The 15277-nt window shown below is 24.3% G+C and carries 7 protein-coding genes; all 7 read right to left on the bottom strand.

The window, feature by feature from the left end:
- Window positions 1-68 precede the first annotated feature (68 nt).
- Window positions 69-878, bottom strand: coding sequence for a DNA repair protein RecO (recO, locus tag CK556_RS01460; protein WP_027875307.1), 810 nt, complete (start codon window positions 876-878; stop codon window positions 69-71).
- Entirely contained in the window at window positions 878-1783 is a 906-nt protein-coding gene (gene era / locus CK556_RS01455; protein ID WP_027875306.1) for a GTPase Era, read from the bottom strand. The genes recO and era overlap by 1 nt, the downstream gene beginning before the upstream one ends.
- Window positions 1770-2285, bottom strand: a complete 516-nt coding sequence (gene ybeY / locus CK556_RS01450) for an rRNA maturation RNase YbeY (RefSeq protein WP_027875305.1) — start codon at window positions 2283-2285, stop codon at window positions 1770-1772. Before ybeY ends, era begins: the two co-directional genes overlap by 14 nt.
- 33 nt (window positions 2286-2318) lie before the next feature.
- Window positions 2319-4142, bottom strand: coding sequence for a cysteine peptidase family C39 domain-containing protein (locus CK556_RS01445; protein WP_027875304.1), 1824 nt, complete (start codon window positions 4140-4142; stop codon window positions 2319-2321).
- A 36-nt stretch (window positions 4143-4178) separates the two neighbouring features.
- Window positions 4179-4724: a DJ-1 family glyoxalase III gene (locus tag CK556_RS01440; RefSeq protein WP_027875303.1), complete on the bottom strand. Its 546-nt coding sequence runs from the start codon at window positions 4722-4724 to the stop codon at window positions 4179-4181.
- Between the two features lie 159 nt (window positions 4725-4883).
- Window positions 4884-10040 (bottom strand): ABC transporter permease, encoded by a 5157-nt coding sequence (locus CK556_RS01435; protein ID WP_027875302.1) that lies wholly within the window; start codon window positions 10038-10040, stop codon window positions 4884-4886.
- A gap of 99 nt (window positions 10041-10139) precedes the next feature.
- Window positions 10140-15275, bottom strand: coding sequence for an ABC transporter permease (locus tag CK556_RS01430; RefSeq protein WP_027875301.1), 5136 nt, complete (start codon window positions 15273-15275; stop codon window positions 10140-10142).
- Window positions 15276-15277: the final 2 nt, after the last annotated feature.

Genomic DNA, 15277 nt, shown 5'->3' with positions numbered 1-15277 from the left:
ATTCCTTTGTTTTAAATAATAAAAGTCAGCATGTTGGCTGACATAAATCTTTTTAATTATAAATTATTTTAATCTCTATTACTATGTTTTGTCAACACATTATTAGTGTACTCTAAAAAGGTTGCGTCATTATAAACTTCTTTTTTCAAAATTTCTTTAATTGATACTGAAAACACTCCCAATTCTTCAATATAGTAATCTAATATTAATTTTGAAATAATTATTTCATAAGAAACGTTTATATTAAATTTTTGAATTGTAAAAAATGTATTGCTATCAATTCTTTGTAAATATTTAATAAATTCATTATCCTGCTCTTCTTCTTTTTCAGTAAAACAATTCGGACATACAAGACCATAATCATTTAAATCAAATTTTCTATAAATTTTACTTGTCTTATTACATCTATAGCAACTTTTTAATTCTCACTCTGCTCCAAAATATCTTAAGCAATAAAATAAAAATCAAACCATATTTGAAAATGGATTTCTTTCGTTATTAATATTGTCAATTGCTTCTTTAAGCATACTAAATAATTTAGAGTCTTTATTATAGAATAAATTCTCTTGTAAAATTAATGAGCTTATTATGCTAGCAAATAAATAATTATTGTAAGATTTTGCAATATTAAAATTTTGATTAATTAAAGTTCCAGTTTTCAATTTTGAAATTGCTTTACTATTTCTTGATTTAAAAATCTCAAATTCTGATTCAGAAAATAAGTTTAAAGAAAAGTTATTTTTGCTTGAAGGCTTATTAGCCCCCAACGAAATAAAACTTAGTTTTCCATATTTATCTGAATAAACTGTTAAAATTTTGTCATTTTCTTCGTAATTTAAAGAATCTAAAACAAAAGCTTTAATTTTAACTTCACTCATTAATATTTATCCTTGTCATATCCCATCTTTTTAATAAGACTTGCTGAATTTCTTCAGTTTTCTTGCACTTTAACAAATAACTCAAGATTTACATTTTTATCAAAAAGTTCTTTTATTTGTTTTTTTGATTTATATTTTATATCACTAATCTTTTTGCCTTGTTTACCAATAATAATCCCTTTTTGTGACTTTCTTTCAACAATGATTGAAGCAACAACATTAATTTCTTCATCAGTTTCTTCTAATTCGTCAATTAAAATTGCTACTGCATGCGGAACCTCTTGACCGGCTTTCAAAAGTACACTTTCTCTAATAATTTCTCTAATTGCAAAACGATTAGGTTGATCAGTAATTGATTCTTCATCATAGAAATAATGGCCTGTTTCAGGTAAAAAACCAACGATTGTTTCAATTAGCTTATCAATATTAATATTTTCTGTTGATGAAGCAATGATTATTTCATCAAATATATCTTGGTATGTGCTTCATTCATTTGCTTTTAAAAATAGTTTTTCTTTATTAACTATATCTGCTTTAGAAATAACTAAAATTTTCTTAACATCGGTTTTCTTTGAGAGTTCGTTTAAAATAAATAAATCATTTTTGCCAATTGTTTCATCAGCTGGTGCCATAAAAACAACAACGTCAACTTCTTTCATACTTCTCATAGCGCTAGAATTCATAAATCTATCAATTTGATTTTTTGAAGTATGAATACCGGGAGTGTCAACAAAAACAAGTTGATATTCAGGTTCAGTAAGAATACCTCTAATATTATTTCTTGTAGTTTGTGCTTTATTCGTTACTATTGAAATTTTATGTCCTATTATTTTATTTAGTAAAGTTGATTTACCAACGTTTGGTCTTCCAACAATTGATATAAATCCTGATTTAATTGTACTCATTATTTTCCTCTATTTCTTTATAGTCTTCTTCTGTAAATTTAATTGTGTAATTTACATTATTTAGCTTCAAAATATCATCCTGAATAGAAAACATTTCTTCTTCATCTTCTTCATTTGTTTCATGATCATAACCCAACAAGTGTAAAAGTCCATGTGTAAACAAGAAACTCATTTCTTCTTCTAGAGTATGTGAATACTTTATGCTTTTTCTTTCAGCTTCTTCAATACAAATAAATATATCACCAATTTCTTGATATCCCAAAGCCTTAATTTCTTGCTCTGACATTTCAATTGGAAATGATGTTACATCTGGAATATAAGAGTGATTTCTGTATTGTTGATTTATTTTTTGAGCTGGCTCACTTTCCAAAAAAGTAATTGATAAATTAATTTCATTTTTTAACTTTAAATATTTGAAAGCTGAATTAAAGATTTGTATTGCTAATGCCTCTCATTTATTCACATTTATTTTTGTCTCATTAATAAAATCAATTTTTACCATTCTTGCTCCCTTTAAAACTTTAATAATATAATTTTAAGATAAAATCACAAATTTATCATTATTTAATTTTGTAAACTCTTTTAAAATTGCTTTTATTTCATCAAAAGTGATAATTTCAAAATTATTTTTAACAAGAATCACTTTTTTCTCCAAGTAAAAAATACTTAAAAGTTTAATTATTTCTTTTTCAACTTGAGTGCAAGATTCAGGTTTAATTAATTTTGAAATATTTATACTATACTTTTCAATTAAATTTATCACTACATTTAATTTAAATATATTAACTTTCAAATTAGATACTAAAGCTATATTTTGATATATTGTTCCAAATTTAACTTTATAGTTTTTTAAATAATTTATATGTTCTCTAAGTGAAATATCTTCTAAGTTTTCTATATTAATATTATTAAAAAATACATCATAATCAAAATCTTTATGTGTTTTATTTAAAATACCTAATTCAAGCTTTTGCTCTAGTATGTTAATTCCTAAATTTATTTTACTTGTTTCACTTTTTGAAATTTTTTTTATTGAAATATTATTTATAGAATCTTTTAAAGGAATTAATTTACTTTTTAAATTAACTCTTTCATAATTAATAAAAGCTATTTTGTATTTTTTAAAAAGCAGCAAAGTTTGTCCAATACTATAAACATTAATACGACTAAAATTTTTTAAAAGTAATAGAATAAAGAACATTGAAAAATCTAAAGTCTTTTCTTTAATTAGGCTTCAACAAACTATATAAATTAAAATTAATGAAACCTTATCTCAAATTTCTAAAAAATTTGAATTAATTTCAAAAGATTGCTCACTAGTTATTTCTTTTTTTAAATTTAAGTATGTTACTTTTTCATTTCCCTCATTTTTAATATTTTCTAAATTATTTAGCATTATAAATCATTGTCTATCACTGTTACCATATTCATTGCTTTTAAATTTGGTAATAAAATAATTAAAAAATATGTATATTAAATCACCAATTAAAATTACAAAAAATAATTCTTTTATTGCGAAAAATATAAAAACTAAATTTAAAAGTTCTGATATTAAACTACACAGGCACAACACTAATTTATAATTCTCAAATTTTGTCACTCATTTAATATCTTGATACAAATAAAAGAGTTCTTTATTATTGGATTTTGAAACAATATCTAAAAATTCATCTAAATTTATTAAAAGTTTTTTTTCATAGTTTTTTCTTAATATATAGTTATTAACAGATTTAAAAATAATATTGATAATTAAAATAACTAATAAAAGTAAATAAAGGAATCAATCTTGTTTTTCATTCATAAGTGAATTTGCATATAATTTTAAAAACTGAGTATCTATCATAAATAAAACAGTTGTTAATAAGCTTACAAGTATATAGGATATAATTTCAAAACTAATTATTCTTTTTAAACTAGAAATCTTGAAATTAAATTCATTTTTAAACTTTATTTTATTAGCTTTAAAAATAAGAACATAACCACTAAATATTTTTAAAAATTGTTGTTTATTTAATTTAATTTTATTTGATTTACTTGGATCAAAAATAATAAAATTGTTATTTTTTAATTCACTTACAATAACAAAATGTAGCATTCCTTCTTCATTAACAACTTGAGCCAAAAATGGAGTTTTTGTAATCATTTCTTCTAAATCAAAGTCAATCTTAAAACCTTCTGCTTTTAAATAAAATAAACTTGATAAATCAATTAAGTCATAAAAACTTAATTCTTCATCTTCCATATTTAAGTGAAGTTTAATTTGATGCAAATCAATTTCGTAATTATAAAAATGATTAATTAACATTGCTAAGCAAGCAATCCCGCAATCTTGATAAGAAGTTTGTTTAATTAGTTTCAAAAAAAATCACCTCACTATATTAGTAAGGTGAAATTTTTAAATAATCACAAGTTGCTTCTCAATTATTGCTTTTTGCTCTTTTCCCTGTAAATATTCAATAATATTTAAAGCAAATGGAATAACTGTACCAATACTTGTACCAGTCACTATATTTTTATCAATTATACTAGCTTCTGATTTAATTAAAGCTTTTTTTAAAAATTGATTACTTGATGGGAACTTAACGATTTTGATTTCATCCAAAATATTAGCCTCACCTAATAATTGTGGAGCTGCACATATTGCGCTAACCATTTTACTTTCATTATTGAAATCATTAATCAATTCCATAAGTTTTTTGTTACCAAATAAATCATTGACACCAGGACCACCAGGAATAATTATTCCGTCATAATTTTGAACTTTTAAATCATTAACAAAGTATTCAGTTTTAACAATAATGTTATGTGAACCTTCTTGGTATTCTTTATTTTCTATATTATAAACATCAACAATAATTTTAGATCTTCTTAGAATATCAATTGTTACAATTGCTTCTGATTCTTCAAAGTTTTTATGTAATATAATTGCTACCTTTTTCATATTGTAAATAATTCTCCGTTTCTTTGTTTTTTTTAGAATAACTAAATAATATTTATAATTTTAGGAATTTTATACGAAATTTTCCATAATTAATAAATTAATTACTTTTATATTTAAATTATATTACTTTAAAGGTATTTTTATATTTCATTTTACTAATTATTCGTTTGTTTCATTCAGTAATTCTGATGGTTTACCTTTTCTTACTTTTTTAGTTACAATAATCAAACTTCCAAAATAAGCTAGTCCTACAATAAACGCAGAAAGAACAAATGGTCACCAAGTTAAAGCAATAGGAACAGCTAATCCAATTTCAGTTAAAATTATTGAAATAGAATAAGCTGCTATAGCACTTAAAAAAGTTGCAATAATTCAAGCTGATATTGAAGCTATAGTTACTACTCCAAAAGCGTATTTTTGAACCTTTCAATTTGAATAACCAAAAGATTTCATTAAAATCATAAATCTCTGGAATGAAGCTATGTAAATATCACCAATTAACATAATTAAGAGCGAAGTTGTTAGTATTACTATTATAATAAAGAAACTACCTATTGCAATTGCTAATTCTGTTACTTGGTTAATTAATTCTTTTTCTGTTAAAAGTAATTTAGAATTTAAAATTCCAGTTTTAACAGAACTATGTGAAATATTACCTAAAGGTGATTGCCCTAACATTAATAATCCATTATTTTCAGAAATAGTTTGTCAAATTCCTGTGGTTAAGTCAATTGCTTCTTCTACATTTGAGTATTTTGCATTACTTCACATATGTTGCGAGTAACTTATTGATTGTTCATCCTCTGAAAGCATATTTGTCCAATCCTTCAAATAAATGTCTTCATTATCATCATGTAATTCATATCGATCAAATTCTGATTTAAATTCTTTTCCATTTGCACTAATTGTTTCTCCTGCTTTTACTTTTGGATCATCTTCAAAAATATTATTTTTAACATCTTGTTTTTTTGCATTTGAAAAATTTAACATTGTATTTGCTAATTGTTGATCCATTAAAATTAAAGAACTATTATAAGAATCAAGTATTCCTACAACTTTATATTGGATTTTAATATCAGAATTTAAATATTTAACTTCACTGACTTCTTGTTTTAATAAACCAGCTCTTATTGCGTCTGCATATCAAACATAATTAGATGTTTTATCAACTATAAGTTCTAAACCAGGATTAGTTATATCTTGTTTTTTGTAACTTAAAGAATAAGGTTTAATTTTAATATACTTTGAATTGATTGCCTCTTCTGGATATAGACTTTCTCAAGCGTGTTTGACAGAACTTGGAACTTTTGAATTATCTATATTCTCTTCAAAATAACCTTTGTCAGTTTCATTAGGATTATTTTCTGAATAATTAGATCAAATGCTTTTATCTTTTTTTCTTTCATTTGATATTAGATTTTGTGGCAGATATAATTCAATGTTTTCATACTGATAATATGGTCTTACATAAGAAATACCTTGATTTTTATCATCAATAGCAAAATCATTAAATAAATAAGCCATATTATTCAAAGTATAGTTATTATCTGTTTGTTTTGAATACATATATTTATAAGTAAATTTATTATTATCTAAATCAGATGGATCTAAGTACGCAATATTATTAGTTGAACCTGTTCTATTATGACTAATATTTTTATTACTATCGATCTTACTAAAGTTATGTTTGAAATAATCTGAATTAATAAAATCTGAATCATTGTATACTCATGCTTGTCTTGGCAATTCCAAAAATTCATTATTCTCTTTACCTGCAAATTTTAATTGGGGTTGTAAGATATAATTATTATTAACTATTGAATTTAGTTTTAAATCATACTTATTTAAAGCCTGTTTATTTGGAATAATTGGAATAGATAAAGTTTTAGATTTTGCATCATAATATGTATAGCCATTTTCTATAATACTTTGATTAAGGTCCCATTCATTGTTAATTAAATCTTGAATATTATTTGCCACTACCTGACTAGTAAATATTTTTTCATTTGGTAAAGTAAAAGCTGCCTGATTAGCATTAATTCCAGTAAATTTAACATTAGAAAATTTATCAATACTTCCGTACATTTCTGTTGCTAAAGTTTCAGATTTTTTTTCCACTTTTTTAACATTATAACCAAATGCATATTGTTCTTTTCTTGAAGGGTCTTGTAAATACCCTTCAACAAACGTAGGAACATTTTTTAAAATAATATTTAAAATATCATCTTTTCAATTTCCGGTAGATTCTCCAGTTCCATTTCCCAAAATTGCAGATAAAATTAAAGGAACAGCTTCTGTTAAATTCTTAGTAATAATATTAAATTGATTGTTATTTTGATAATCATCATTCACTTTATAATAATCATTTGTTCCATATGCTGTTGCATCATAATATGAATTCATAATTGCGCTTAGCGCTTGATCAATCATCCCTACACTAAATTGAGAACCAATTCCATTTGCAAAGTTATTACCAAATTGTTCAGTAATAATTGAAAACAAACCTGTACTCCCTGTACTTGATTGATTATTAGAATCGTTGACTAATAGTTTAAAACTGTTCATAATATTTTGATTTTGATTCACACCTTTAACATACATATATTTAGAAAAAGGTGAAGCGTCAAAAGAAGAATCATAACTATAATTTGGATTCATATATGAATACATTAAAGATGTTTCAGTGTAATTAGAATCAATTAAATCTAAATCATTAGTATATGAAATTGTTGACTTAGATAATGGTGCATTTGAAACAAGATCTTCAAAAACATGATAGTTGCTATAATTCAAGCTATTATAATATCCATTTTTAGTTGTTTGAACTATTGCAGGAATTGACAAACCAAAAAATACTAAAAATGAAGAAATGAATATTGTTGTAATTGTTGTAATTGTATTTTTTAGGGCAGAGGTACTAACAATTAAACTAAATCTTAAAGTAAATTTAGAATTATTGAAAACATTGTTTATTAATTCCATTAACTTAGAAGTTATTTTAACTTTTGCCACACTATTAAACATTAAAGTAATTTCTTGTTTAGTTTCAAAATATGCAATTAAAACTGACAAAATTATGGCAAAAAATCCAAATGCAAATAAACCAACCATTAAAGCAGTTAAGGAAATTGAAACCTCTGAAAGTTGAATACTAAAATAAGGAATAAACATATTTATAAAAATAAATTGCATAAGTGTTCCTATAACTCAGGTTATTGGAATAACTAAAATTAAAATAATTAATCCTATAATCCCATATGAACACGCTATTGGGAATGATTTAAAACCTAAAGCTTTTAAAATCCCAATTTGTTTAATATTTGATCTAACCATTTTTTTTATATAAATTATAATTCCCAATATTGAAATAACACATATTATCACAGACATTAATAGCATTACTATTAGCATTCCTGAAATAATTCTTGGTTGTAAGATTCAACTATATCTATAACTTGATTCATCAAATGTTTTTATATTATTAACACTTGGATTTAAACTCTTAAATAAATTTATATTGTTTTCTTTATCTGAATCATTACTTCATAAAAAATAGTTTATTGTAGTATTAATAACTTGTTCCTTGTTTGATGAATTTGAGTTCTGAATTATTGGGAAAAAAGTCTCTTCTGATGCATAAATTATGGCTGAATTTTTGTACTGTGGTAAAGGTATATTTTCATCTACAATTGGATAATAAGAAAAAGTATCAGTTGCTATTCCCACAACTGTGAAAACTTGAGGCCCTATCTTAATTTCATCGTTGTTTTTAATTTTGTGTGCCTTTGCATATTGTGGTGAAATCAATACTTCGCCTTTATTTAAAGGCATTCTTCCACCCTTGTCTGAATTTAAAATTTTCAAATTTGTATAATTGTATTTATCAATAATTACATTTTTATAATGAATTTGATTTGCTGAATCAAAAACATTAAACTCTTTTCTAAATTCTATATTCATATTTGCATAAGCAGCTGAGGCTTTTAAAAACATTCTATAGTTAAGTGCCATGTTATTTGTTCACGCACTGTTTGTTTCATATTTTGAATAATTTGTTGAATTTCAAGTAATCCACTCTATATTTCTTTCAGCAAATAAACCACTAAAAAGTTCATCAGTAACATATGTATTGTTTAAGGCACTGAATTTATTAGATCAATCATCATATGTATCATCAGAATTTAAACTTAAAGGATTTAAATTTAATGAGTCTATATTTGCAGATAAAATTAAATCATTGTCATTCCATTGCGCTGCAATTGGTGTAGATTTTCCCTTTAGACCAGATCTTAAAATAGCTTCATAATTGTTTTCTTTTTCACTAAGGTTTCCTTCAATTTTAATATAATTTGAACTTTGATCTTTTATTTGATTTGTTTTAACAACATCACTAAGTTTGTTTTGCTCGTTAACAATTCATTGTTGATTATTTCAGTTGTTATTTTGTCATTTATTCAAATCTTGACCTGTTATGAATTGAAATATTTGCGCCCCATTTAATTTTTTATCATCAATTCTTCAATTTTCATTAATTGTATATTCTCTGATATAAGAAAATAAAGATGCAAAAGCATTAGAAGCAAAAATATAGATTTCTTTATTTTGTATATTAACAATATCATTTATTTGAACTAAGTTATTATTTAATTGATTTTCTTCTTCTAATTCTGCATCATTTAAATTAAAATTTATTTGTTCTAAATTTAGTTTAATTGTACTTAAATCATTTGAAATAAAATCTTTATTTTCAATTTGATCAATATATGGAAATATAGGTATATTTTCTAAATAATCAGCCTCTGAAGAATTATGATTGAAGTATAAATCTAAATCAGAGTAAAAACTTTCCAAAAGTAACAATCTAGTTATTCAAAAAAAAGCAATTGAATCAAAGTTTGTTTTTTCATTCACATTCGCTTTAAAAACTTTTAGCATTCGATCATCTTTTTCAAATGCTTCAGTAATATAAGTTTTTCCATAGATTGAATTAAAGTTAATATTTATAGTTTGCTTATCATCAATTGTTGTTTTAGAATTTTCAGGAATAAATAAAAGCATTAATTCTTTAGAAATTTTGTGCTGAGTCTCCCCTTTTAAAAATGACAATTGATCAGATTGTTGATAGTCAAATTTTTCAACGTTTTTGACTACTGAGTCATAAGTTGAATTAAGTCTGTCTTTAATTGTTAATGATGTTGTTAAAACTAATACTGATAAAAATGATAATAGTAAAATGGCTAAGAATTGAATCTTAAACTTAAATATTGATTTTATAGATTGCTTAAACAACAAAATAAGATTTAATATTGCCCTCATTAAATTCCTTTTCCTTTTTTGTTACGATAATCATATAATAAAATACACTTATTAAAAGAGACTACAAATTAAAAGAGACGATTTTTTTACAAAATTAAGTTATTCGTGTGTTTCCATTAATAAACTTGCAGGATCACCATTTCTTAATTTTTTAGAAATTAAGATTAAACTTCCAAAGTAAGAAAGACTTACAACTGCTAAACTTGCCACAAATGGTCATCATGAAATAATAAATGGTATTGCTAAACCAAATGCTTTTATTGCTAATAGCAACAGTGCAATTAATCCGCATGCCATTGCCATAGCCAAAATTCAAGCTATAACTGACAATATAGTAACAGTACCAAATGAGTATTTTTGGACTTTTCAATTTGAGTATCCAAATGACTTCATTAAAATCATAAATCTTTGATAATGTGTTATATAAATGTCTCCTATTAAAATAATTAATAAAGAAGAAGTTATAATAACACTAACAATTATTAACATTGCTACTGAAATTGCTAATTGCGAAATTTGAGCAATTAAATCTTTTTCAGTGCTTAAAAGTCTCTGATTAGCAACTTGCAAAATAATTGAGGATGTAGTAATATTTGAAATCGGTATTTGTGATAATAATAATATACCATTGTTCTCTTGTGTTGTTTGTAAAAAACCTGTTGTTAAATCAGTAGGTTCATTTATGTTAGAATACTTAGCGTTATTTCACATCATTTGAGTATAATTAAGTGACTCTTCACCATTATTTAACATATTAGTTCAATCATTAACATATAAATCCTTTTTCTCATCATGTAACTTATATTTATCATAATTAGAAATTATAGGTCCATTAGATGAAGGTATGTTTTCTCCAGCTTTGTATGCAATTTCTGGTTCAAAGAAATTGTAATTTACATCATACTTTCTAGCAATTGAATAATTAGCTATTAAGTTTGCAAGTCCTTGATCAATAAGAGTAATATTACCATTATATGAATCTAAAGTACCTACAGATTGTAAGTTTATTTTTAATCCATTATTCACATATTTTACTTCTGCACTGGCTTGTTTTAATAGCCCTGATCTAATTGCATGTAAGTATCAAGAAGAATCTGATTTTGTGTCAATTATATTTTCAAGACCTCTATTTTTTGAATTTTCTTCGGTTAAGCTATATTCCATTGAATAGGGCTTAATCATTATATATCCATTATCACTTGCTTTTTGTCCGTATATTGCTTCTCAAGCTTTTCTAGTAGATAAAGGGATATCTTTAACATCAACATTATTATCATAATATCCTTTTACGTCATCATTTTCACTATCAGTATTATAATTAGCTCATTTATCATAACCATTTAATTGGTCTTGGCTTAATAAAGCTTTTGGTAAGAATAATTTAATATCTGAATATTGATAATAAGGTCTTACATAAGAAACGCCCTTATTATCTTTAACAGCAAAATCATTAAATAAATATGCATTATTATCTAGAGTTGTTAAACCTTCTTTTTCTGTGTCTTGTTTTGTATATTGATACTTATAAGTGAATTTATTATTATCCATTTCATATAAATTTAAATATTGATGCTGATTAGAGTAAACTCCTGAACGATTATTTATAATTTCATTTTTTTGTTCAGGTGTTCAAGATTTGTCAAAATAATCTGAGTTAATAAAGTTTGAATCATCATAAATTCAAGCATATTTAGGTAAAACATCATATGAAACTTTACCATTTTTTAAATGTTCAAAAAGTAATTGATTTTGACTTGTATTTATATTTGAAATATTTGAATTTTTATTAATTTTATAAGCATTTTCTGCTTGCTTATTAGGCGCTATTGGTGCATAGATAGTATTTGTTTCTCTATCATAGTATTTAAAGCCATTATAAACAATATCATTTTCAATTAATTCACCATTAAAAACTTTTTCTAAGTCATTAAGTACTTTTTGATCAATAAATAAACTGTTTGAAGTCTTATCATCAATTTGAAAAGCCTTTTGGTTTGATTCTAAACCTGTTAATTTAATTGATTGGTCTTCATTTTGTACTCTTATATTAGTTGCAAATGATTCATCATCTTTAAAGATTTTTTTAACCCCATAACCAAACGAATATTGTTGAACCCTTGATGGATCTTGAATATAACTTTGTACAAATGATGGAGCAGCACCTGTAATAATTGACAATATTTGGTCTTTTCAATCATCATTTTCATTTGATGCTTGTGTTCCTAATATACTTTGTAAAATTAAAGGTATTGCTTGAGTTAAATTTTTAGTAATGATATCGTATTTTCTTTTTACCATAGCATCATTAATTGAAGTTTCTGTTGTTTGGTTAGTATCAGGATTTAAGGTCGTAACATCATATAAGGAATTAGAAATTAAACCAAAGACTTGCTCAATTGTTCCTATTGAGAATTGAGAACCAATACCATTAGCAAAGTTATTACCAAATTGTTCAGTAATTAATTGAAACAGACCTGATTCATCAGCTTTAAGAGAATTGTTTGGTTCAGAAATATTTGCCTTATCTGAAGCAATATATTTAAATGTATTAACATAAACAGGTGATTCATTATTAATACCTCTATATAAATATTTTGAAATTGGTGATGTATCATAAGTTGATTCAAAATAATTTGATGCATTAGAGTAAGTTCAAATATCACCATGTTTTGTATAATCTTTGTCTATTTCATCTGGACTTTTAGAATAACTTATTGAACCTTTTGAAAGAGGTGCATTAGAAACATTTTCAACATAATCATAACTATTCGCATATTCTATATTTTTATAATATGCTTCTTCAGCTGTTCTAACCATAGCTGGAATTGAAAAACCAATTGAAACTAAGAATGAAGTTATAAAAATTATTATTGTCATCAAATAGATATTTTTTCTATTAGTTGCAGCCAAAGTAATACTAAATTTTAAAGTAAATTTAGATTTATTAAATATTGTTAATTTCATTTTATTTAATAAGTATGAAGCTTTTTTATTTACTTCTTGAACTTTTAAAATTTCCATAACAGGTTTATTTGTTAATTTTCATGCAGTCATAAATGAAACTAAAACTGAAAGTAAACCAAAGAAAATGAACCCTAATATTAATGGTAAAAATGAAATTTGAAATTGATACAATTGAATACTAAAATACGGTATAAATAAATGAACAAACATTGATTGGAGCAATAATCCAATACCTCAACTTAAAGGAATTATAAATAATGCTATAATTACTGATTGTGCTATGTATGAAACAGCAATATTTTGAGGTTTAACCCCTAATGCTTTAAGGATACCAATTTGTTTTGCATTTGCATTAATAGATTTTTTTAATGAAATCAATAATCCTATTAGAGCAATTACACCAATTATAAGAGAAATTATAATAGTAAATAAACTATAAGCTAATATTACTTTTGGTTGCATTTCTCATGAAAATCTATATGTGGAATTATTAAATTCTATGGGTTCTTTTGAAGGAGCAAATAATCTATTGTACTCATTTATGTTTGAATTATCATCTAATCAAATAAATCTTTTAAACTGAGACTGATTAATTTTTTCCCCTTGACCTGATGTAGAATCTACTAAGATAGATCTCAAAGTTTCTGCTGATCCATATATTATTGCTGAGTTTTTTGGTTGTGGAATTGGTAATTCATCATTTACAATTGGGAAATATGAAAATGTGTCAGTTGCAAATCCACTAATAGTTAAATTTTGAATTCCTAATTTAATATCAGAAAAAAGACTAATTTTATTTGCTCTTGCAAATTGTTCTGAAATTAATATCTCACCTTTGTTTAAAGGCAACCTTCCTCCCTTATCGGGATTCAAAACTTTTAGTTTTGTGGTTTGCATATCATCAAGTACAACTAGCTTATAAGATCTCTGCGTAACATTATCATAAATAAAAAACTCTCTTCTTAATTCAGTTTTAACATTAGCATTATTGGCAGCTATTTTCAATTGTGTATTATAAGCCAATGATAATACTTGTTGAATCATATTATCTTCTTTTGTATTAATTTCACTGCTTGTAGCATTTGTATATTTTCCACCTTCAGTTATTCATCTTAAGTCAAGATTTTTATTGAAAACATAGTTAAATTGTTCTTTAGTCATATCGTCATCACCTAATACAGTCATTCTTGATGATCAATCATCACTTGATACTGATGATTCCAATTTAAAAGTGCTTTTATTTACTACTGTATTGCTTATTAAATCTGAGGTTTCAAATTTAAATATTGGAGTTGTTATACCTTTTAAACCCTCATTTATAATAGCTTCGACTATTTTAGTTTTACTTTCATTTTCTAATTGAATTATATTAGAATTTGATTCATCATGATTTAAAGAGTATTTATTTTGATCTGTTACTACTCTATTTTTGCTGTCTTCACTAGAATTATGTTTGTTTCCAGTAATAATTTCATAAAGTTCAGGAGTTGTAGTATCATAATCAGTTAATTCTAAATAATTATTTAAATCAGCTATATATGCTACAATGCTTGTAAATGCAGCATATGTATAGATAAAGAAATTTTTGTTTTGAATTTTTTCTAAATCTTCAAGCCCTTTGTTCTGTAAAAAATTATTTTGATCAAATTTTCAATTTTCTGACTCACCTAAAATGTAATCATAATCATTTTTAATTTCAGCGCTATCTAATGTTTTTGCATATTTATATATTGGCGTTTGCATTAAATTTAAAACAGATTCTGATTCTAAATCTAAGTTATTTAAAGCATTGCTTAAATCTTTATAAAAATAAAGCATCAATAAATTTCTAACATTTATTGAAAATTCTGTTGAAATTGTTTTAAGTTGATTAGATGAAAAAATACTTTTCATTTTTTCATCTTCAAAGGCTTTAGTTATAAAAGTTTCTCCACTATAAATTTTATTAAATGAAAGATTAAATTCTTTTAAATTATTTAACACTGAGTAAGAATCATTGTTTACATACATTAACATTAAGTTTTGAGAAGTTTGTGAAGCATTGATACTTCCTGATTTCCCATAAAATTCATCAATATATTCATAGTCAAATTTATCCACACTCTTAACTATTTGATTATATGTATTGTTCAGTCTATCTTTCAAAGAAATTGAAGTAGTTAAAATAAAGATAGAAAGAAAAGATAGAATTAAAATGATTACAAACTGAATTTTAAACTTAAATATACCTTTTAAACCTTGTTTAAAAAGTAATCAATTGCTATTTTTCATTA

This window comes from Mesoplasma chauliocola, assembly GCF_002290085.1.
GTDB lineage: Bacteria > Bacillota_I > Bacilli_A > Mycoplasmatales > Mycoplasmataceae > Mesoplasma > Mesoplasma chauliocola.
This window is presented reverse-complemented; position numbering and strand designations above follow the sequence as displayed.